Annotated in this window: 28 protein-coding genes; 3 read left to right on the forward strand and 25 right to left on the reverse strand. The window is 29.9% G+C overall.

The features are described 5' to 3' along the window. Nucleotides 1–34: 34 nt before the first annotated feature. From BS101_RS11275 to BS101_RS11325, 11 genes are all read right to left on the reverse strand, one after another. A complete protein-coding gene (locus tag BS101_RS11275; protein ID WP_198039611.1) occupies nucleotides 35–1,630 on the reverse strand; it encodes an AAA family ATPase in 1,596 nt (531 codons plus the stop codon). Nucleotides 1,631–1,944: 314 nt separating this feature from the next. After that, nucleotides 1,945–2,208, reverse strand: a complete 264-nt coding sequence (locus tag BS101_RS11280; RefSeq protein WP_073538910.1) for a Txe/YoeB family addiction module toxin — start codon at nucleotides 2,206–2,208, stop codon at nucleotides 1,945–1,947. Then, complete coding sequence (locus tag BS101_RS11285; RefSeq protein WP_073538911.1) at nucleotides 2,193–2,450, reverse strand: type II toxin-antitoxin system Phd/YefM family antitoxin; 258 nt, start codon at nucleotides 2,448–2,450, stop codon at nucleotides 2,193–2,195. The genes BS101_RS11280 and BS101_RS11285 overlap by 16 nt, the downstream gene beginning before the upstream one ends. 430 nt (nucleotides 2,451–2,880) lie before the next feature. Next, entirely contained in the window at nucleotides 2,881–3,273 is a 393-nt protein-coding gene (locus BS101_RS11290; RefSeq protein WP_012102412.1) for a nucleotidyltransferase substrate binding protein, read from the reverse strand. After that, nucleotides 3,245–3,559, reverse strand: coding sequence for a nucleotidyltransferase family protein (locus BS101_RS11295; RefSeq protein WP_073538912.1), 315 nt, complete (start codon nucleotides 3,557–3,559; stop codon nucleotides 3,245–3,247). The genes BS101_RS11290 and BS101_RS11295 overlap by 29 nt, the downstream gene beginning before the upstream one ends. 222 nt (nucleotides 3,560–3,781) lie before the next feature. Beyond that, on the reverse strand, nucleotides 3,782–4,210 hold the full coding sequence (locus tag BS101_RS11300; protein WP_073538913.1) for a HepT-like ribonuclease domain-containing protein: 429 nt from the start codon (nucleotides 4,208–4,210) through the stop codon (nucleotides 3,782–3,784). Beyond that, a complete protein-coding gene (gene mntA, locus BS101_RS11305; protein ID WP_073538914.1) occupies nucleotides 4,203–4,622 on the reverse strand; it encodes a type VII toxin-antitoxin system MntA family adenylyltransferase antitoxin in 420 nt (139 codons plus the stop codon). Before mntA ends, BS101_RS11300 begins: the two co-directional genes overlap by 8 nt. A gap of 22 nt (nucleotides 4,623–4,644) precedes the next feature. After that, a complete protein-coding gene (locus tag BS101_RS24385; protein ID WP_322976917.1) occupies nucleotides 4,645–4,911 on the reverse strand; it encodes a hypothetical protein in 267 nt (88 codons plus the stop codon). A 59-nt stretch (nucleotides 4,912–4,970) separates the two neighbouring features. Continuing rightward, a complete protein-coding gene (locus BS101_RS24390; protein WP_073538915.1) occupies nucleotides 4,971–5,093 on the reverse strand; it encodes a PD-(D/E)XK nuclease family transposase in 123 nt (40 codons plus the stop codon). Nucleotides 5,094–5,379: 286 nt separating this feature from the next. After that, on the reverse strand, nucleotides 5,380–5,598 hold the full coding sequence (locus tag BS101_RS11320) for a DUF3368 domain-containing protein (protein ID WP_073538916.1): 219 nt from the start codon (nucleotides 5,596–5,598) through the stop codon (nucleotides 5,380–5,382). Then, on the reverse strand, nucleotides 5,591–5,881 hold the full coding sequence (locus BS101_RS11325; RefSeq protein ID WP_073538917.1) for a UPF0175 family protein: 291 nt from the start codon (nucleotides 5,879–5,881) through the stop codon (nucleotides 5,591–5,593). Before BS101_RS11325 ends, BS101_RS11320 begins: the two co-directional genes overlap by 8 nt. 517 nt (nucleotides 5,882–6,398) lie before the next feature. Between BS101_RS11325 and BS101_RS11330 the strand changes: the two genes are divergently transcribed. Then, entirely contained in the window at nucleotides 6,399–7,505 is a 1,107-nt protein-coding gene (locus tag BS101_RS11330; protein WP_073538918.1) for a leucine-rich repeat domain-containing protein, read from the forward strand. A 69-nt stretch (nucleotides 7,506–7,574) separates the two neighbouring features. Here the strand turns inward: BS101_RS11330 and BS101_RS23835 are convergent, their stop codons facing one another. Together BS101_RS23835 and BS101_RS11335 are read right to left on the reverse strand one after the other, a co-directional pair. After that, on the reverse strand, nucleotides 7,575–7,871 hold the full coding sequence (locus BS101_RS23835; RefSeq protein WP_242951243.1) for a DUF4351 domain-containing protein: 297 nt from the start codon (nucleotides 7,869–7,871) through the stop codon (nucleotides 7,575–7,577). Between the two features lie 65 nt (nucleotides 7,872–7,936). Next, on the reverse strand, nucleotides 7,937–8,629 hold the full coding sequence (locus BS101_RS11335) for an Rpn family recombination-promoting nuclease/putative transposase (RefSeq protein WP_242951244.1): 693 nt from the start codon (nucleotides 8,627–8,629) through the stop codon (nucleotides 7,937–7,939). Between the two features lie 269 nt (nucleotides 8,630–8,898). Between BS101_RS11335 and BS101_RS11340 the strand changes: the two genes are divergently transcribed. Together BS101_RS11340 and BS101_RS11345 are read left to right on the forward strand one after the other, a co-directional pair. Then, a complete protein-coding gene (locus tag BS101_RS11340; RefSeq protein ID WP_073538919.1) occupies nucleotides 8,899–10,362 on the forward strand; it encodes a flagellin in 1,464 nt (487 codons plus the stop codon). Nucleotides 10,363–10,410: 48 nt separating this feature from the next. Beyond that, entirely contained in the window at nucleotides 10,411–11,277 is an 867-nt protein-coding gene (locus BS101_RS11345) for a hypothetical protein (RefSeq protein WP_073538920.1), read from the forward strand. Nucleotides 11,278–11,389: 112 nt separating this feature from the next. Here the strand turns inward: BS101_RS11345 and BS101_RS11350 are convergent, their stop codons facing one another. From BS101_RS11350 to flgL, 12 genes are all read right to left on the reverse strand, one after another. Next, complete coding sequence (locus BS101_RS11350; protein ID WP_242951245.1) at nucleotides 11,390–11,713, reverse strand: hypothetical protein; 324 nt, start codon at nucleotides 11,711–11,713, stop codon at nucleotides 11,390–11,392. 405 nt (nucleotides 11,714–12,118) lie between these two features. Then, nucleotides 12,119–13,363, reverse strand: coding sequence for a flagellin lysine-N-methylase (gene fliB, locus BS101_RS11355; RefSeq protein ID WP_073538921.1), 1,245 nt, complete (start codon nucleotides 13,361–13,363; stop codon nucleotides 12,119–12,121). A 648-nt stretch (nucleotides 13,364–14,011) separates the two neighbouring features. Then, nucleotides 14,012–15,301 carry a flagellin gene (locus BS101_RS11360; protein ID WP_073538922.1) on the reverse strand — a complete coding sequence of 430 codons (1,290 nt, stop codon included), beginning with the start codon at nucleotides 15,299–15,301 and terminating at the stop codon, nucleotides 14,012–14,014. A gap of 198 nt (nucleotides 15,302–15,499) precedes the next feature. Next, nucleotides 15,500–15,856: a four helix bundle protein gene (locus BS101_RS11365; RefSeq protein ID WP_073538923.1), complete on the reverse strand. Its 357-nt coding sequence runs from the start codon at nucleotides 15,854–15,856 to the stop codon at nucleotides 15,500–15,502. 279 nt (nucleotides 15,857–16,135) lie between these two features. Further along, nucleotides 16,136–16,477 carry a hypothetical protein gene (locus tag BS101_RS11370; protein ID WP_073538924.1) on the reverse strand — a complete coding sequence of 114 codons (342 nt, stop codon included), beginning with the start codon at nucleotides 16,475–16,477 and terminating at the stop codon, nucleotides 16,136–16,138. 161 nt (nucleotides 16,478–16,638) lie between these two features. Next, nucleotides 16,639–18,384 carry a flagellar filament capping protein FliD gene (gene fliD / locus BS101_RS11375; protein WP_073538925.1) on the reverse strand — a complete coding sequence of 582 codons (1,746 nt, stop codon included), beginning with the start codon at nucleotides 18,382–18,384 and terminating at the stop codon, nucleotides 16,639–16,641. Nucleotides 18,385–18,534: 150 nt separating this feature from the next. Further along, on the reverse strand, nucleotides 18,535–18,930 hold the full coding sequence (gene fliS / locus BS101_RS11380; RefSeq protein WP_073538926.1) for a flagellar export chaperone FliS: 396 nt from the start codon (nucleotides 18,928–18,930) through the stop codon (nucleotides 18,535–18,537). Nucleotides 18,931–19,056: 126 nt separating this feature from the next. Continuing rightward, the gene (locus BS101_RS11385; RefSeq protein ID WP_073538927.1) at nucleotides 19,057–19,359 is read right to left on the reverse strand and encodes a hypothetical protein; all 303 of its coding nucleotides are present in this window, start codon (nucleotides 19,357–19,359) and stop codon (nucleotides 19,057–19,059) included. Between the two features lie 199 nt (nucleotides 19,360–19,558). Further along, the gene (locus BS101_RS11390) at nucleotides 19,559–19,921 is read right to left on the reverse strand and encodes a flagellar protein FlaG (RefSeq protein ID WP_073538928.1); all 363 of its coding nucleotides are present in this window, start codon (nucleotides 19,919–19,921) and stop codon (nucleotides 19,559–19,561) included. A gap of 21 nt (nucleotides 19,922–19,942) precedes the next feature. Beyond that, the gene (csrA, locus tag BS101_RS11395) at nucleotides 19,943–20,164 is read right to left on the reverse strand and encodes a carbon storage regulator CsrA (RefSeq protein ID WP_073538929.1); all 222 of its coding nucleotides are present in this window, start codon (nucleotides 20,162–20,164) and stop codon (nucleotides 19,943–19,945) included. After that, entirely contained in the window at nucleotides 20,158–20,595 is a 438-nt protein-coding gene (gene fliW / locus BS101_RS11400; protein WP_073538930.1) for a flagellar assembly protein FliW, read from the reverse strand. Before fliW ends, csrA begins: the two co-directional genes overlap by 7 nt. A 29-nt stretch (nucleotides 20,596–20,624) precedes the next feature. Further along, nucleotides 20,625–22,037, reverse strand: coding sequence for a flagellar hook-associated protein FlgL (gene flgL / locus BS101_RS11405; protein ID WP_073538931.1), 1,413 nt, complete (start codon nucleotides 22,035–22,037; stop codon nucleotides 20,625–20,627). Between the last annotated feature and the right edge of the window lie 58 nt (nucleotides 22,038–22,095).

The following is a 22,095-nucleotide window of genomic DNA, read 5'->3' on the forward strand; positions in this document are numbered from 1 at the left end:
AGAACTCATTCAGCACTTAATCAAAAGAAAATATTTAACAATAGACTTCCACTATATTCTTTTCCCTATCACCTATCTTTACCCTTACTTCATCCACTTTTCCTGCTTCACCTTTAAGTTTTCTCAAGTCAAATATCAAAAGATATCCTCTATGCAGACTGTATTGATCTAAATATTCTCCAAGTTGGACAAGTCCTTTTTTATGGTATTCTTCCCCTTGCCATCTCTTTAACTCCAATATATACATTTTTTTATTATAGGTTATAACTATGTCAAACCTTTTTTCCTCTCCACCCTGCACTTCTTTAAATGCAAATCCTGTGCCATTTACTATGGGACTTATAAAGGCTAAAAATAATAACCTGCCATCTGCTTCCAAGAAGGATTCTCTTTTTCTTGAGTATTCATGTTTCATAAACTCCTGGAACTTTATAAGTACCTTTTTCACATCTAAACTCCCGTCTTCTTTTATAAATTTTGACTTGTAATTATATTTAGATATTTCAGCATATTCATTATTTCTTATCACTTTCATCATCATGTGGTTATATATCAGCTGCTCATAAATTTTATTATTTATTTTACAATTTCCATTTTCTTCTTTTAAAATACCATATAATGTTCCTAAATTTACTATCTCATCACTTTTTACATATGTTATATCTTCTCCATCTAAAACTATATTTCTTACAAAATCATATAGTTCTCTATTGTTTTCAATATTTTTAATTAAACTCTGAAAATTTGTATTATCATCATTTAAAAGTTTCTTCACAGCCATATCCATATATTCTTTTTTCCACTTCAAATCGCCCTCTGACATTATTTTTTCATCCATTATTTTGCAGAGCTTACTTACAAGGAAAGGATATCCCGAAGTATAGAAATGGAGTCTTTCTGAGAAATATTCTTTATCCAGTACTACCCCTTTATTTTTTACATAGTCATCCAGCATAGTACCTATTTCTTCTTTTGAAAAACTCATGTCCACATCAAAATCCGAGGCTATATTCCAGGGACTGTTATATTTATGTTCTTCATCCGATCTTATCTTTATCTTTAAACTTTTCACATCGTGCACCCCTGCCAGTATTACGCTGTGAAATGTAATATCCATTCCTTCATTTCTGAGTAGATACTTGTTTCTAAGCATTCCCAAAAAATCTAAAAACAATTGATTGTTACTGCTTTTATCCACCTCATCTATAATAAAAACTACTTTTTTTTCAGCATATTCTACTAGGTCTGTTATGAATTCACTGAATTCATCCATTTTATTTACCTTATTATTATATTTTCTAATAAACTCCACCATATTTTTTTCTTTACTAAACTTAAAATAATTTATTATCTGTGTCATTACACTTTTTAAAAAACTTTTCATTTCATTATAAGTTTCTGAATCTATTGCCTCAAAGCTTATTTTTATAGGTAAATAATTATTATCCTTTTTTAGTTCCCTATTAAGTAAAAATAATGTAGTAGTCTTTCCATACTGCCTTGGTCTATTTATCACAAAATATTTTCCCTTTTCAATAAGTTTAAAAACTTTATCTAATTTATTTGATATATCTACCATATAGTGCATTTCTGGTATACAGGTTCCCGTTACATTAAATTCCTTTTCCATAACTTTTACACCCCACTTGTATCTATTACCAACTTTATCAGTATATTCTGCCATATATTTTTTTAATTCCTGCATCTATCTACTTATCTTCATCTTCTCCCTTATTATAATCTATAACAATAATATCTTTCCATTATAATTTATATTTTTATTATAGTCATAGAAAGTTAACTTTGTACAAACATTTGTTCTTTTTTACAATCATCTAAAGACGACAAAAAAGAACAGCCACTTCTGACTGTTCTTACAATAATATACATCTTTTTGATCCTTTCAACTATGCTTTTAGCAGATAAACACTTTTATAGATTTTTTTACTCATAGTATGACCACATTCTTAAAACTTTTATCATCTTCTTTTCTTCTAATACTTCATAAACTAGCCTATGCTGTATATTTATTCTTCTTGAATAAAGCCATTTTAAATCCCCCACTAACTTTTCATATTTAGGTGGGATTTGATAGGAATTTTTAATCATTATCTTTAGTAATTCCTTAGCTTTTTTGTCTAATCCACAAGCATCTAATTTTTTAGCATCTTTTACTGCCTGCTTTGTAAAAACTACTCTATATTCCATCCTATATCCTGTAATGTTTTACATTCTTCAACGGGTTCCTTTTTACCTTCAAGAATACTTTCTTTCATCCCAGGTATTGATACAAGATTCAATGTTTCCTGTATTGCTTCCCAATCTTTTAGACTTAACATAACAACATCTCCATTTTTACTAGTTATCTGTATAGGTTCAGAATTTACTATAGTTTGGTTTATTATATTATATATATCACTTCTAACTGAAGTAACATTAAAAGTCTTCATACAACCACCTCTTTAATTACATTATATGGCACGTTTTTACGAACGCCTATACTTTTAGTAATATTTTATATATTAATTAAATTATTTTTTATCTATACTAAATAAAGAATTGAATGAAATACAAAAAGAGATATTTGACAATGATTTTTATAATTTTGTAACAATCTATATGCAAAAAATTCATAGACTTTTTCAGCATTAATAGCTTTGTTACTGTTGTAATATTGCATAAATATCAACTATTTTAAAATTTCACGATTAATGATGCTTTTATTTCTTGCGTCCTTTTTCTATTTAACTATTACAAATTACAAAATCATCTTTAACCTTCTAATTAGCTTTTTTGAAATTTCCTCATTTTATGTTAATATATACCAGAACATAAGTTCTTATGCATCTCTCAATAACGGATATTTTATTCAATGTGGCATCATTCATACACTTTTAATAACTTTTCCAAATCATTAAATTCATTAATATACATCTTTTTGATCCTTTCAACTATGCTTTTAGCAACTGTTTCATCATACATATGAGATGTCCTATTTCTATCTAACATCATCTCAATCCATAAATCTCCATTAGATATTATCTTATGCTTAAAAGCCACTTTTATAGTGCTTCTTGGTGATAAAGCTTCATCTAATACTCCTTGATCCTCTAAATATAGCTTCATAACCTTCCAACTCTGCTCGAATGTAAATTCAAATCTTTGAATAATACCATCTATTATTATATCATCTGTAATGTCTTTTTCTAAAGCTTCTCTTAATCGGCTTAATGCATTTGTAAAATCATATATTCTTTGATCTAATCTCTTCATTATATATAACGACACCTTCTTTTAGTATATTTTTTATTAATTCTTCTTTGCTAAGCTCATTAATGGATAATATATCAAAACTTAGACAAGTATCTAATTCATTTATATCCATATTTATCTTTGCTAAAATTAAATGAGTTACACCTTCACCAAATATACATAAATCTATATCGGAATTATGCCTATTATCCCCTCTAGCTCGGGAGCCAAATAATAAAACTTTTTTAACCTCTGTATATCTACTAAAAATCACTTCTAACTCAGTTTTTAATTTATCATCTATCAATTTTAATCACCCATACTAAAAATATTCATTTTTTATCAATTATATCATATAATTCCCTTATCCTCTTTTTATAAAAGCCGTGAAAAATATGTGTCAAATAAGAAAGTAGATAAAATGCATTAAATGGTTGAATCATAATTAAATTCTCCATAAAATTTTTATTAAAGATGGTAAATCATATCTCTTGCCTGTGTAAAACCTTCTGAAATTTCTTCTATAGTATTATAATTTTCTATAAATCTTCTTCATTATATTTACTACTTTTTCCATTTTATCTTTATTCTTTTCTAAAAAAATTATGATTTCTTCTATACCAGGCTGTTTGTAAACATGTGCTATTCTATTTCTGTATCTTCTATATACATTTAAAAAATCCAGCAGGTTTTTATCTATAATTTTATTTTCGTATAGTTTTATTAAAGATTTTTCCATATCATCACTAATCTTATACAATTTTAGTTCTTTTAAACACATAGATGTAAAACTCTCAATTAATATAAAATACTCTAAAAAGGTTTGTTTTATAGATGATTTTATCAAACTATTTAAATCTTCATCCTCAATTTCCTCTAATTTAAATAGTGCCTTATTTAAGAGGCTTATTGTTTCCTCTATATTTTTTATCAAATCATACAATCTAAGCTTATTCATCAAAAATCAAATCCCTTTCTCTGAAGAATCTAAAGGTTTCATTTTCCTTATATACCCTTTCCACCTCCATATAATCTAAATTGTATAACTTACAATGGTCATCATCGTATATAATTTTTCCATTATCATATATACTAACTTTCATATTTAACTGAGTATCTTCTGATTTTAAATCAACTATATCCACATCTCTACCTAAAAGTTTTTCAAGGGATTCTTCCATAATCATTATTACATCAGTAGTAATTTTATTTTTACTTAAAATTGCAATATCTACATCAGAATATTCTTCAAAATTCTCTGTTAAAATACTGCCAAATACTACAGCTGTGTTTATTTTATTTTGTTTAAATATATCTATTGCCTTTTTTGATTTTAGCTTATCTAATATATTTATTTTACCACCATCCATAGTAATATTGTCACTTCCTTATTTAATTTTGATATTTCTTTTTTAGTTGTATTACCCTTTCTTCAGGCAGCTCAGTTATATCAACTATATCTGCTATGCTATCTCCTCGTTTTAGCATTTTTTCAGCTATCTTTATTGCTTTTTCAGTTTCTCCTTCTTCCCTTCCTTTTGCCTCAGCAGCCTTAATTTCTGATTTTTGAATACGAAGTCTTTTTAAATCATTTTCATATATTTCTCTTTCCTCTTTATTCAGGTACATAATATCAAGCTTTTCTATTGCCTTTTTCACTGCACTATCTTCTGCCAGTTCTTGTGGTATTTTTTCTTTATCTATTTCATAGGCCCTATTTAAAAAAGCTGCTCATCTTCTGAAAGTACTGAATTTATAAATGAAATTAATATGTCCTTATTCTCGGAACTTCCAAATAATTTCTTAAATGCAAAATCTACTTTAGGATTTAACCTGCACATTACAAATTCACTCCTTTTCCATAGTTCTCCACCATTTCTTCCTTACATTCTATCACATTATTTAGGATTTAAACACTTAAAAAAATAGTTGCCAGAGTGCACATTGCAACTGACAACTATTTTAGATAATTTTTAGTATTTACATAAAAGGTACAGTAAGTCTTTATCCAAACTTCTCTCTATCAACGAAATCTTTATACCTTTGCATCTAATTCCATTACATACTTTTTTCCCAGTGCCTATCACCCTAGTAAAAAAGCTGAAGCATAGGTTAACAATATTTACGTTAATCTAATTCTCCAACTTTTCTCAGCGCATTTTCATACAACTTCTTAGATATTCTATAATTAGCTTTAATAAGTGAATCAAGATAATTTCTAAGTTCTATTATCTTACCCTTTTTCTTCGCTATAATTAATACTCCTATAATACCAATTGATTGTAATAACTTACCTATAACTGATAGTCCAATAATAGGGCTAGAATTACATATAACTTTAATCATTAATGCTCTCCATTCTACTTAGTAAACTTTTAATTGCTATATCATCCATTTTTTCATGTTCTTCTGTATATTCCCCCCAAGGGATTCCTCTATCTTTTAGAACATCTATAAATTCACCTAGTGAAAGCTTTGATAACTCTGCTGCTCTTGCTAAAGTAACCATATTCCCAGCAAATAACCCTATAGCGATTGAAACATTTACTTTTTCATCTATAGTTTTTCCTCCATTTAGCATATTTACTATTGGAATAATATCATCATATACTTTAATATTTGCTGACATACTTATCCACCATCCTTTTTCCAATATTATATCATGTTTTAATACCAATATCTATTTTGTAAAATTTACACCTCTCAGAGCAATAATATCCTAATAGTTTTAGAAATTTATTCACCATTTTTCTAAATAACGGTTACCCTACTATTTCAATTTCCTCTAATTTAAATAGTGCTTTATTTAAAAGGCTTATTGTTTCCTCTATATTTTTTATCAAATCATACAATCTAAGCTTATTCATCAAAAATCAAATCCCTTTCTCTGAAAAATCTAAATATTGTCACTTCCCTATTTGATTTTGATATTTCTTTTTTAGTTGTATTACCTTTTACATAGTTCTCGCCCTTTCTTTCTTACATTTTATCACATTATCCATGATTTAAACACTTAAAAAATAGTTATCATATAATTACATGTGATTATTGACAATTTTACTCTTTTCAAGTGCCTGTCACCATGGTTTATGATACAATATTGATGACTAATCAAAAACTGCAATGAAATAAGGGGGTTACATTTCATGAAAAATAAATTTATAATAGGAATTTTGGTCAGCACTTTTTTACTATTGGCACCTAGTGTAAAAGCAGCAAACTTTACTGACAATCAAACAGTAGACTCTAATAAAACATGGACAATCAAATTTACGGATGAAGTTAGATTTGATAGTGCAACCAAAGAAGGAATAACTGTAACAGATACCAAAGGTGTCACAATAAATATAGGTATTCAATTGGGACAAGACAGTAAGACAGTTATAGTGACGGCTCCAGAAGGTGGATATACAAAAGGTGAGAGTTATATCTTGAATGTTGGAAGCAAAGCCCATTCCATTAAAGGTAAAGCATTAAAGAATGAATACAAATTACATTTTAATATTAAAAAAGATACTAATAATATAGTAACATTTAAGGATGCAAATTTAGAACAGAAAATAAGAACTATAATAAACAAGCCTACTGGAAATATTTATAAAAGTGATGTTGAAAACATTAAAGAACTGAATATTGAACTAGGTGAAATACAAGACATAAGTGGAATTGAGAGTTTAACCAATTTACAAAAACTTGATTTATACGGTAATAAAATCAGCGATATAACTGTATTAAAAGATTTAATTAATTTACAAGAATTAAATCTAGGTTATAATAAAATCAATGATATAACTACATTAAAAAACTTGACCAATTTACAAAAATTAAATCTATATGTCAATCAAATAAGTGACATAAGCGCATTAAAAGACTTAACTAATTTAAAAACGCTTGATTTAGAGGACAACCTAATCAGTAATATAAGTATATTAGAAGGATTATATAATTTAAAAATACTTGATTTAGATTATAATAAAATCAGCAATATAAGTGCACTAAAGGGATTATATAACTTACAAAATATTAGTGCATACAAAAATCAAATAAGTGACATAAGTGCACTAAAAGGATTGTATAATTTAAAAACGCTTGATTTAACAGATAATCAAATAAGTGACATAAATGTACTAAAAGGACTATATAATTTAAGAATACTTTACCTGGGAGATAACCAAATTAGTGATACTGATAAACAATTATTACAAAATGCACTTTCAAATTGTACTATTAAATATATAAGAGATTATAAATAAAAAAATACTAGGGACCTTGGGACAGGTCCCTAGTGTGTTATGCCCCTTTGTTCAATATTTTCATGAAATTCAATTTAAAAAGTATTTTTCCAGTTCCTCCACCTTTTCCATATCAAACAGATTCACAGCTATAATATCCAAGGCTTCATCTGATAAACTATTTATTTTATGGGTATAACCATCTGGAAGTTTAGTAAATTTCTTAACAAGCATTTTAGTAATCAATTCTGACTTACCTTCTTTTCTACCTTCTTTTCTGCCTTCTTTTCTACCTTCTTTTCTCCCCTCTCTTCTGCCTTCTTCCAACCCTGTTTCTCTGCCTTCCCTTATGATATTATCTATAGTTTTACCTAAATTAGATACCATAGAATCAACCTCCCCTTGACTGGATTTTTCCAATATCTCTTCTATCTTTATTTTAGATTCACTGTCTAATCTCGGCTTATTATACTTTTAAGCCATGCTTTAAGAATGTCAAATTGTTCTGGAGTTATCTTTTTAAGTACATATGCTGTCAACCTCAGTCTCTTTACCAAATCTTCCTTACTTATTTCCTTGTCAAGCAAAAATACCGTAGATACCATGTTCGCCATATCTTCAAGCTGTTCTTCATTATATCTGTAAATATCAAACAACATATACCTGAAGTCTATTACATTTTCACCAAACAGCTTGCTTCCACTCAATACATCCTTGAAATTTTTACAGGCAGTCCATGTATTTTTACCATTGTAAAGTACCATAGGAATAATAGATGGAAGTTTAAAATCTTTTTTACTCCTGTCATTCTTTGAAGTATTTTTAAGTATTTCTCTCCATATCTCTACCATATAAAATAGTAATCTCATGGGCATCCTGTAATCCACACGAGATTGAAATTCCAGGAGTATATAAAATATTATTTCCTCTCCCTCTATATTCACCCTATATACTATATCCGACTCTTCTTCACTGAAATCTTCAAGTACGTATGACTTGTCAACAAGTATCAAATCCTCGCTTTTGATTAGGTTAACCCACTCCTTTTTCACAAACCCGCGTAAAAGCTCCAGAAATGTTTCCTTATGGGAAAATATATACTTATACCCTACGTCATGTTCATGGTGAACCCTGCTTTTCCCCATACCATCTTCCTCCCGGTAATATCCTTATTTGCTGTTAGTATATACCAGAACATAAGTTCTTATACATTAAATTCTACATCTGCTATTTTTATTTTATCAAAATATTTTATGATGATCCACACTTTCTATATCAGTTCAAATTATAAATTGCAGTTGATTCTTAATTGATGTTTAACGTTGGTTATAAATGTGATAAAATGTAATTATTATAGGAAATTTATATGTATATTTATAAGTCATAGATTTTTAAGTTGAGGGGTAGATAAATAATGTTCATCAATCATAATATAAATGCAACAATTGCTTATAATAGAGCAAATTTAGCTGGAAAAACAAAATCTAATGCCATGGAAAAACTATCTTCAGGTATGAGGATAAATAAGGCAGCAGATGATTCCGCTGACTCAACCATTTCCCAACAAATGAGAGCTCAGATTAGGGGACTTGAGCAAGCAGGTAGAAACATTCAAGATGGAACTTCACTTATTCAAACAGCGGAAAGTGGATTAAGTGAAATAGAAAATCCTAATTTACAAAGGATAAGAGAGCTTTGCGTTAAGGCATCAAATGGAACATTAACTGATGAAGATAGAAAAATAATACAAAAAGAAATAGACGAAATAAGAAATGGTATTAATGATATTGCGAATAATACTGAATTTAATACAATTAAGCTTTTAAGACCTCCTATATCCGAAACTCCTATAACAGCTCCAGGTAAAGCAGATATTGTATTTATTATTGATAAAACAGGTAGTATGTCTGGCACTATTACTAATGTACAAAATAATATAGAATCTTTTGTAGGTCAATTACAATCAAATAATGTAGACGTTAGGTTAGGGCTTGTAACTTATGGAGACTGCAATCTATCAGAAGGTGGAGATTCTATAATTAAAAAAGATTTTACAAATGATGTAGAAACTTTTAAAACATTCATTGGAGAAATTGTTGTATCTGGAGGAGGCGATATGAATGAATCTGGATTGGAAGGGATTGAGGAAGGAGCATTAATGTATTCTTTTAGAGATACTACTTCTAAACAGTTTATTTTAGTAACAGACGCAAAAGTACATAACTTTTCAGAAGATGGTGAATCTTTATACGATATTGACAGTGTGGCAGATGATTTAAAAAATAATAATATTAAATTGACAGTAGTAGGATCCATAGACGAAGATATTAAAAATCAATTAAAAAAGCTTTCCGATTCAACTGGTGGAAGTTATTTGAATTTATCAGGAGATTTTGCTTCACAATTAAGTAGTTTAGCTTCTAATATTGCGGAAGATTCAGCTGAAATTATGCAAGAGGATGAAATGCCAGTATTAAATCTTCAAGTAGGAGCAAATTCAGGACAAGAATTTAAAGTAGAGCTTTTTGATGCAAGAACTAAAAATTTAGGAATAGATAGTATTAAAGTTGATTCAATTAAAGAGGCAGAAAAATCTTTGAAAAAAGTAGATAAAGCCATAGAATTAGTGTCAAATCAGCGTTCAAAATTCGGTGCATATGAAAACGCTTTAGAACATATAAAAAATAATGTGGAAAACTATAATTACAATATAACTTCTGCAGAATCAAGAATATCTGATGCAGATATGGCAAAAGAAATAATGAAAATGACCAAAGGCAGCATAATTGAACAATCAGCTCAATCAATTTTAAAGCAGGCACAAAAAATGCCAGAGAGTGTTATTGATTTAGTGAACAAGTGGCAAGAGAATGTTTAAGAATAATTACAAATAATAATTATATATCTAAAGACAGGAGAATAAGAAATGCCTTTTGTTGAAAATACCAAAGTATACAAAATGAATAGAATAGAAAGGAACATAATCATAGGAAGTCTTCTAGGTGATGGCAGCCTTGCGCTTTATGGCAGAAGTAAAAACGCATATTACAGGGAACATGGATGTGAAAAACAAATTCCATATAGGAAATGGAAAGCTGAAAAACTGAAAAATCTTGACTTCAAAATACTTACAAACTGTAAGAATCCCAAGCTGTGTTCCCCCAGCAGTAATATCTATACCAAACTACACAACTTATTTTATAAAAATGGAAAAAAGGTACTTACTCCAGAAAATATATTACTTCTGGATCATCCAATAGGACTCGCATGTCTTTATATGGATGACGGCTCATTGGTTATAGATTCAAGTAAAAGGAAAAATGGATCCATATACATTTTCCCGAGAATATACATTTACACTCTCAATTTTTCAAAAGACGAAAACATAATATTAAAAAATCATATAGCGAAAAAATTCAATATATACACAAAACTAAAGAAACGTAAAGATGGAAAACATTATATATTGGAAATAAATAAGAAAAACGAAATAATAAAATTCATAAATACAGTAAATCCCTTTGTAGAACAAATACCCTGTATGCACTATAAAATGAAGCTCAGAGAAAGATTTGAAGAAAAAAGATTGACATTAATAAATCAAGGCTATAAAAATATAAACAATTGGTCTGAAAATATAACAGAAAACAAGTATTCTAAAGATGAAGAAAACTTCATTATAATATCAAAACAAGCTGGAATTTCAGATAGAAAAATTGCATCTCATCTAGGTAGAAACTACTGGGGCATAGTAGACAAAGTTAGAAGGTTAAAGCTTCAAAATAGGATTTAATGTAATCTGAAATTTCTTCTGTTTTCCTCATCCAGAGTTTTAACCTAACTTAATTTATTATCTGTATCTTTGCTTCGGTTAAAATTGTAATTCTTGATATATATAGTTTTTATCAGTCATATTTATATAATATAACAGCAATTCTCACAGCCTCAGCAATATCATTTTCATTTTTTACTGAAAATTGATACCACCCAAATCCTCCATTAAATTTATTTCCAACATTATTAAGCTCCAGTATTTGTGAATCTATAGGCATGCCATCTGTTCTAACAAAAACATCAATATTATTAGACTGTGGTTTTAAAGTGAGCATACAATAATTTTGATTTTTTCTACCTGTAGCATATGGCTTCTCAAATCTGAAACCTGTGTCCCTCATATTTTTTACGTAGCTTCCCTTATTACAAGAATATTTAGAAACACCAATAACCAATTTAAAAAATAACTTTTTTAGATAATCATCACATTTATAAAATATATTATAGAAATCGGGTCAATTATCCATTTCATCTTTTATTCTTTCCTTCCTTAATTCCATCTCAATACACCTCACAAATTATAAAATGCCTATAATTTAAACTGCTTTTGTGGCTCTATCTTTCCAGATTATATTCTCTTACTTCGAATACCCATTATTAATACAATCACTATAAAAATAAATTTTGAATTTTTTCGTCTTTCATACTTATTCCATGAATCTCTCGAAAAATTTTAACATTAAAATTACTTTAATAAGCAGAAATAAGCAGATTAATTCATTAAATATCTTCACAACAACTTAATATTTATTTTTACTCATGAGTTACACACAATTTTTAGGATAACTTTATTAAATTTCTTAATTTTTTATCAATATAGCCATATATGCCATAGTGTTGTATCCATTCTGTTTAAACAATTCAAATGTATTATTGAAAAACACATTATTGTGTTCCACTGCCCTTGAAAATGAATATACAAGTCTGATTATGAGCCTTTCATCTAATTTCTCATTATAAGCTGACATACCAATTAATAACATTTTAATAAGGGAATAATATATAACTAATCTCATATAATCATCAAAAACTCCCCATTTAGACTCTATAGGAAATAATTGATTGAATACATAATTTACAAGAAGATTTTCAAGTATGTATTCATGATCTTTCATAAATGGTTCATAAATATTTAGATATGCTTCTCCGTATAACTTTACTATATCTTCTATTTTAGCCTTATCAGTATATTCTATTCCACTCAAAAATTCTGTTACACAATTAATATAGGGTCTGGCATTTTGGGAAAATCCAGTTGAAAATCTGTGGTCATTAAATTCCTTCATAAGTTCCATCTGGATACTTAAATTAACAGGTATAGAATCCAAATACTTTTCTAAATCTCCACTTTCAATGATATTGTTATATTCCTGAATAATTGACGGTACAATTTTGATCTTTTCACTATTTACACATTCCTGAAGCTTTTTTAGAAAAAGTCCTAGAATAATCAGTCTATTTGTAATTGAATATTTCCTATTCTGTAAAAGGGTTATTATAAATATTCTAAGCTCCCAGAAATACTTTTTTACTTTGTTAGAATACCTGATATCATTTATATTAATCTGTCTCATAATATTATTATCAATATCTGCAGATTCCTCCAATTCATCAAACTCCATAATATCGCGATTCAATAATACCAGTCTTGCCATCTCAGGACAGGAAAGTGTAGCTGATTCTTCATACACTTCATTTACTATATTTGTAAATTTGGGATATATCCTGCATACTTTTGATAAAAATTCTGGTCCCAGTTCTTTATGTATTTTACAAAGTTTATCTTCCTCCAAGAACGGGCAATCGCCATTTTGTTTCATCTTTATTTTTGCATAATTTTCTGGAGAAGCATTAGATCTATTTCTTTTAATATTTAAATTCAACAAGAACTTCAAAGATGACTCATTACTTTTCCTGTATTTCTTATAAGTTTTATTATCTATATTTACTTTCCACCCATAACAGCAATTATCCTCACATTTTGATCCTATACATTGAAATTTTCCCATATATTGCGGCATTAATACAACTCTTGTTTTCACCATAGACTCTCCTATTCAATTTTATTAAAATAAATTATATGGTAAAGAGCCAGAGTTATTTACCCTGACTCCCTAAAATAATTCTATTTACTTCAGATTCTTTTTAAGGGAACTCCGTCTCCTCATATTAGAACTTATCTCAATAATTGAAGAACCTGTTGAGGCTGTTGATTTGCTTGCGTATCACCAATGATCTTTCAATCACTGCCAGACTATATCTTCACCCGCTTTTTAAATTAAAAGTCATGAATTAAGAATTAACAGTTATAGTTGAAATTCAGTTCGCTGAATTTCCTCATTCACTCTTAACTATCCATTTTCAACTTTCAACTAATTTCCGGGGTTGGGCACTTCGGGAAACCTCATCCCTACGAGTTTCATCACCATACAAGTTTCTATAACTGTCAATTGTTCACTTTGAACTGTCACCTGCTTAGATGGTATACTCTAGTCGTTGAACCTTCTCCAGCCTTTCGGCACAGGAGCTTGGCTGCTGATTATCCAATCTGTTTGCTTTTCAACCTGTTACACCTGCCCTTTCGAGCTTTGTTTTAGGGAAACAGCTTAAGGAAGTTCCAGCAATTCACCCAATATACTTGAAGATTACTCCCCAAGAGACCCTATAAATACTCAACCGAAATTCCAAATAGATTACCTAAGCAGCTGTAATACCTGCTGTGGCTGAGTATTTGCTTGAGCCAGCATTGCCTGAGCAGCCTGAGAAAGAATACTGTTCTTTGAGTACTCAGACATCTCAGATGCCATATCCACATCTCTAATTCTTGATTCCGCAGAAGTCAAATTTTCTGATGAAACTCCCAAATTGTTTATTGTATGCTCCAATCTATTCTGGTAAGCACCAAGTTTTGAACGTTGTGTTGATACAGTTTCTAAAGCATTGTTTATTGTAGTTATTGCGGAATTTGCTGATGATTGATCTGAAACATTTATTCCGCCAACATTAACTGCATCCCCATCAGTTAAAGCAACTGTTGCTGCAAATACCGTAACTGAAGCTCCATTAACATTACCTTTAAATGTAACACCATCTGCTGTAACTGCTACTATTGTTCCATTGCCATCTACTAATGTTTTATTTGTATCATCATAAGTGTAATTTCCTGCCTGCAGTCCCGAATTTGTAAATTGAGCTGTTCCTTTATAAGTCGTAGTTCCTGCAGCATCTGTTGCAACTGTAACTGATCCGGAAGTCACTGCTTGAGTGAATACAAGGTGATCATCACCAGCAGATCCATCAGCAGCTTGAGTGGTATAATCTAATCCATCTGCACTTTTTGCAACAACATTACCACTGCTATCTTGAAGTTCATAAGTAGCACCATTTTTAGCAACTGAATATGTTCCATCAGTTAATGTATCACCAACTCCTGCACCAGGTGTATAAGTTCCTGAATTAGTTAATTCAGCTTTACCTGTAATACCTAATGCAAATGATCTCATATCACTAACATCAAGAGTTAAATTTTGGTTTTCATTTGCTCCTATTTGGAAAGTTCCAGAAAAATTTCCATCTAAAAGCTTTTGAGTGTTAAATTCAGTTGTATTTCCAATACGTCCAATTTCTTGTGCTAATTGATCTACTTCCTTTTGTATTTGTGATCTATCAGTAGCTGTATTTGTATCACTTGATGATTGAACAGCAAGTGTTCTCATTCTCTGAAGTATGCTGTGAGTTTCATTTAATGCACCTTCAGCAGTCTGGATAAGTGATATAGCATCCTGTGAATTAGTTGAAGCCTGGTTTAAACCATTGATTTGTCCTCTCATTTTTTCGGATATTGCAAGACCTGCTGCATCGTCTCCAGCTCTATTTATTCTAAGGCCTGAAGAAAGCTTTTCCATAGCTTTACTGGAATTATTTGAATTGATGTTCATATTTCTCAGAGCATTGTTTGCCATAAGATTGTGATTAATAATCATAATATTTCCTCCTTGATTTTTGTATTGGACATCCTTGTCCTTTTTATTTATAGCTACCTCCTTTTAAATTATAACTAATTATTAGTTATGCCTTAATTGGAGTTTACTAACAGATTATTTTGTTTAGTTGAGAGTGGAGAATTGAAAGTTGAAAGTAATTTATGTAGTAAACTCTCAACTCTCAATTTTCAACTAATATTATCTAAGTTTCTCTTTAGTTGTCTTCACTATAGATGCAAGCATTTTATTTAATTCTTTACAGTCATTTACGATTGATTCTGATGCTTTTACATTTATATATCTAGCTGCTTTTAGAAGTTCCAACCAGTAGTCAGTTTCTGAAGCTTCCTTTAAGGCTATATTCATTTTCATTAAAAAATCTTTTTTACTCGATGCCTGTACAGCTTCCTTAACATTAGCTCCTATGCTGGTTCCAGATCTTAAAACTTGTTTTGAAAGAACATATTCTCTCTTTTCTCCACATAAATACTTATATAACTCAACTATCCTTACGGAAAATTTAAAAGCTTTATTGTAAACCAGACTTTCTTTCAACCATTCAACCTCCTAAATGTATTGATTTATTAGCATTATCAACAAATCAATTCACATTTAATCAGTTGAATTTATTTTTTCCTTAGTAAAATTTTCTTTAGTTAAGAGTGTGGAGTCAATAATATATAGTATTGGTGGAAATTTTTTAACTCTGTTAAAAAATTTCTTCATACACTTTCCATTCTCAACTCTCCACCTTCAACTATTCTCATACACTTTTAACTTTTTCTATCACTCTAGTTCAATTATCGACTTTGCATTGTATGCCTTTATACTTTTTTATATTTTTTTACTGAATATTTTCGGGGAATTTCCTATATTGCCGTAGGCACCGCTGGCAGTTTTATTTTTGGATATATTTTTTAGTTTTTCTTTTATAAATAGTGCTTTCTGCTTCATAAGCTCCCTAGCTTCATTTTCAATTTTATTTATATTAAGTTTTTTATAAATTTCCCTGGTCTCATCTTTTTTATCAGCGTAAGAAATAAGTTCATTTAAAGTATCCTGTCTTTTCTCCAATTCACTTTGAAGAGATTCAATATCATCTTTTTCAAGCAGTTGTATAATCCTTTCTGTACACTTTCTATAATTCATTAATACTTCTTCAACTGTCCTTTTCATAACAGTCATTCCCCTCTCTCAGCCAATTATTCAAACTAATTATTTAAGTTAATAGTGAAGAGTGTATGGTATATAGTAATGGGTGAAATATTTTGATAGAATCAAAATATTTCTTCATTTACTTTTAACTATTAACTCTACACTCTTAACTAAATTACCAATTAACCAAGGTATAGTGACAAAGTTGATTGCTGTGCATTTAACTGTTCCATAGCCACTTCCAACTGTGTAAATTGATTATAATATTTGGTCTGATCGGCATTCATTCTCTCCGTTAAAGTATTTATAAGAAGCTGCTTCTGGTATATCTGATCTGGAAGAGTTCCTGTTCCACTTCCTCCTGTTACACTATAATCATCTTGTAGATTTGCATATTTTGTAAGCGTACCACTATTTAGCGTAGTACCTATTACACCTACATTGTTATTTATAATCTGATTTATCCTCTCAAATATTCCAGATTCATTAAATTTTGTTGTAGTATCCTTACTATCAGATGTAGTTGTAAAGAGCTTCATTATATCATCTATATGATTGGTAATAATATCTGTAAACTGCTGATCATCAGTTATAGAAAGTTTAGCCCCTTGACTGTAATCATCTGATGTATCAATTCCAAGAGCATTGGAACCTATACTTCCAAAATAAAATGATGATATACTCTTTCCACTGCTGTCTACAACCGGGGTATTAAAGGCACTTGTAAGATCATTTAAAAGCTGCTGCAGATTATCATCATTTCTAAGTATACCTTGCTTAGCCTTATCTTCCCAGTTGGTTATATCTGTATCACTCATTTCCTCCTTTTGTGAGTCCGTAAGTGGTTTATAATCATAATCTTTCTTTTCATTCAGTTTATCCTGTATTTCTCCTACTAAATTATTGTATTTATCTATAAAGCTTGAAATCAAGTCGTGTACCTTCGAAGTATCCTGAGTTACCGATATACTCACCGGACTATCTGTAGAATTTGCATCCACCTCAATGCCACTACCTGTAATATCAACTGTAGAATTTATATCTGATATAGTATAACTCATTCCATTTACAGTAAAATTATTTGAACTCTGAGTACTTGTAACATATTTATCTGACCCCGGTTCTTTTATGGCAACTAAGGCATCTTGTCCATTTTTATTCACGTTTTTATCTGATTCACTAATTTTCAAATTGCTTAATGCATTATTAGTGTCCTCAATCTTCAAAGTAGAACCTAAACCTGTAGTTGTGGTTTGAATTGAAAATTTCCCTGTAAGCTCATCAAATTTTGCAGTAACAGCTCCTTCCGTTTCATTCTTAATAGCATTCACCAATTCTCCAATTGTAGAACTTTCATTAACATTAATAGTCTTCTCAGAAGTTGTGGAGCCATTACTTCCATAAGATACTTTAAAAGAAACTTTTCCATCGGTATTTGTAATACCCAACTCTTTTAATGTAGTAGAATCCGTAACATCATCACCAATATGCTCTCCAGTTGTAATCTCTAATTTGCTTTCTCCTGTTATAGTGGCACCTTTTGCTAACTGACTTACTAGTATTTTATAAGTTCCAGCTGTTACATTAGAAGAAGCTTTAGCTCCCACTGTACTTTCACTTGAACTTGTCGCCGTCATATTATTATAACTATTTGAAGACATCAGATAATTTTCACTATTTGTTATATCAAAATACGTGCTTTGTAAATCTTTTACATCTGTTATAATACTCTGATAGGCTTCTTGCTTCCATTTTATAAGCTGTTGAGCCTGCTTTGCCTGATCTACCTTACTCTGATCTGCTATAAGCATCTTTTTTACCATTGCATCTATATCAAGTCCCGTATTAAGTCCTGTAATTCTCAATGTATTTCCTCCACCAGCACCGGTTGAACCTACTGGTACACTGCTAGTTGTACTAGTTGCCATATAAATTACCTCCTTTTTCAATTCACAATTTTTAAGAAAGTTAAGAGTGTAGAGTTAATAGTATAAAGTTAATGAGGATTTTCAGGTACCACTGGAAATCTTCAATCACTATATACTCTTCTCTTAATTATTCACTTATTCAAGTGTCAATTATTTCTTAATGGTACCTATTTTTGAAATTTTATAAGCCTGTTCCCAAGTGTCCTTTACATTTTCTATTAGTGGAATTATCTCATCTAATATTGCTATATCCTTTTTCATATTTGCATCTATAAGTCTTCTCACTATAAAATCATATACGCTCATAAGGGATTGTCCCCAATCTCCTGCCCTTGAAACATCCAATGTAGCTATAAGTTCATAGAATATATTCTGTGTTTTAATTATATTTTCATGGGCCTTTTTTATATCTTTGTCAATCACTGCCTGTCTTCCTATTTTTACAAACTTAACTGCTCCATCCACCAGCATTAAAAGCAGCTGATCCTTGGATGCATAATTTATACTGTTAGTTTTATAGGTACTGTAAGCATTAGCTGTATACATATAGCAAATCCTCCTTTTTTGAGTCAATAGTTTATAATTAAGAGTGAAGAGTAAAGGTTGAAATTTTTTAACAAAGTTAAAAAATTTTTTCATTAACTATTAACTATTAATTCTTAACTTTTAAAATTACTTTTTTACATCTAAAATAGTTCCTCTTTCCCTGTCCTTTGAAATATTGTCCTTCTGTTCTTTAAAAGCCTCTATTTGTACTTCTTCTGTCTTAACAGCTTTTACTAAAATAGCTTTTTTATTTTTTCCCTGTTTATACTTGTTAAGCTCGGAACTAAAATTCCCCTGCCTATCCTTTCCCCTATCTCTATAATCTTTATTTATAAAAATTCCTCTTTTATTATGAACTTTTCCTGCACTTGTAGTATGTTTAACTCTTTGACGAACTTCCGGGTCTACTTTATTCAATCTAAATTCCATTAAAATCACCCCGTTTTATTCAATTTACAATTCACCATGCACAGTTCACTATTTCAATTCACTATTTTTAATTCACAGTTTACATATAACCTATTATAGATTTTTCATAGAAAAATCATCCTAAAATTGTAATTTGTGAACTGTGCATTGTACATTAAATTGTGATTTGTGAACTATTAACTGTGAATTGAAAAAACTGTTAGACTTTTTTGTCCATAAAAAGTCCTGCCAGTTCACATAGTTTATCTACCATGTCCACTATCTTTTTGGGAGGTATTTCTTTTATAACTTCCTTGGTATTATCGTCTACTACTTTTATCATAATACCATTTAATTTCCCATAAACTTCATATTCTAAATGAGTAGGTGTATCCTCTAATAACTTATTTAACTTGTCTACAGCTTTTTTTGTATCTTTTGAGTCTATATTTTTATCTCCAGTACCAATATTAGCTGTATTATCGTTTACTGAAACTACATCAGTGGAAATTTCTGTACTTCCACCATTATTAGATGTATCAAAAGATACCTGTCTTCCCTGACCTATATCCTTAACTTCCATGCTAAAAACACCTCTTTAAATTTACTTTTTATCTTTTAATTTTTTTAATATACTTATATCTGAAGCAGCTGAATTCTTATTTTCCTCTTCTATTTCCCTGTAAAGTTCTTTTCTAAGTATGGTAACACTTCTAGGTGCAGATATGGAAAGCTTAACAGTACCCTCTTCTATTCTTGTAACTGTTATTTCTATATCTTCTCCTATGAGTACAGATTCTCCCTTTTTTCTGCTTATAACTAACAACTGACCTCCCCCTTAAAAAGTGGGTATTTTATAGGATATTCCACCTTATCCAGTATTAATTGTTCCCCAATATTCTCTTTTATATTTATTACTATGGGAGCTTTTAAATTAATAGTTATATTCTCTAATACAGAATTTAAAGTAACTGTATTTAATATGAAAATATCTTCCATACTTTCTATTTTTAATTCAGCTGCCTTATCTTCATTTAGTTCAAATTCATAGTTCCTTAATACATTAAAAGGGGATGCTGCTATAATTCCAATATTACTATCTTCAATGGAATGAAGTATATAAAATAAATTGTTTTCCTCAGTTGGAACCAATATGAACCTTTTTAGATGTTCAAAACCCGGAATACCTTTTTTAAAAACTATAATATCTTTTTCACTGTACTCTAATATACCATGGCATTTCGTATTTAACTTCATAGTCCTTCTCCTTTTTCAAAAGCTGCCATTTAATTGAGATAATCCATAAGAGTAGACTGCATTATTTTTGCACTGGTCTGAAGGCAGGCTATATATACTGTAATCATGGTGGAATACTCTACGGTTTTCTCCGTTACATCTATATCCTCTATTTTAGAAAGAGTTTCAGTTAAACTTATCTTTGCAGAATCATTTTGATCACTTAAATTTTCCATCCTTTTTTCTTTTGCTCCTATTTCAGAACGAACCTTAAGTACCTGTTTTGAAGCTGCGTCTATATCCACAAGATCTTCATTTGTAAGTTTTTCTTTTGCTTCGGTTGCATCATTTTTCCATACATAATACTTGCCATCTGAACCTAGTATTGCACCTGTTGTATTTTTATCTACAGGATCACCATTTGAATCTGTATCGGATTCTACCTGTCCAGCTAAATGATGTACTATTCTATCCATAAGTGCCCTTATATCATTTCCTTGTCCTTCTCCATACTGCATTACCTCTACTGCTGTGGCATTATAACTTAAAACTACTCCTTGGGATACTTCTATATTTTTATCTGAAGCTATATTGTCAACAGCCACACTCGAAAGTTGTTTGCCGGAACTAGATGCCATATCTGATATATCTGTGGTAATTTTTATGGTGTCACTTTCATCCACAGCTAAAATTTTTATATTTCCATCATTGGTTTTTACTACATTTATTTTATCTTTAAGGGCAGAATTGCTCTGTATCTTATCATTTAAATCCTTTATCACATCATCTATACTTTCATCTGAAGCATTTAAAGCTACAGAGTAATCCGTTCCATTTACATTAAAAGTTATAGATTTTCCAGTCCAGTTATTCACATTAAAATCATCTGATACCACCTGCGGAAGTGCTTCTATTACATTTCCATCCTTGTCTGCATATTTTAAAGAAATACACCCTTCATATTTATCAGTGATTGTATTGCCATCATCATCTGTTATTTCCCGGGTTATACTGTAGCTTTCTGTAGTTACAGGCTTTGAAAGTCCTTGGGTACCTCCAAATATATATTCTCCTCCTAGATTTGTATTGAAAAGCTGTGCCAATTGAGATATCTGTTGATTTACTTCATCATTGATTTTATCTTTGTCATCCTGTCCATAAGCTGCATCTCCTGCTTTTACTAAATTATTCCTTATATTAGTAAGTACTGTTCCTATTTGCCCTAGAGTAGTATCTGTAGCTTCCATCCAGGTCAGTGCTGTTTTTATGTTTGTACCATATTGACTGTTTACAGTTATGGAAGTATTAAGCTGCATTGACTTTTGCACGTTCAAGGGATCATCAGAGGGCTTGGAAAAATTTTTAGTAGATGAGAGCTGCCCTTGTATTTTATTTAAATTATTAAGATTTTTCTTCATATCTGAAAGAAAACTATTCGTAAGGTATTTATTTGTTATTCTCAAAACTTTACCTCCCTTTCTTGTTCAATTCACGATTCACAGTTCTCAATTCACAATTTTC

This window comes from Clostridium kluyveri (assembly GCF_001902295.1).
In the GTDB taxonomy this organism is placed as follows: Bacteria; Bacillota; Clostridia; order Clostridiales; family Clostridiaceae; genus Clostridium_B; species Clostridium_B kluyveri_B.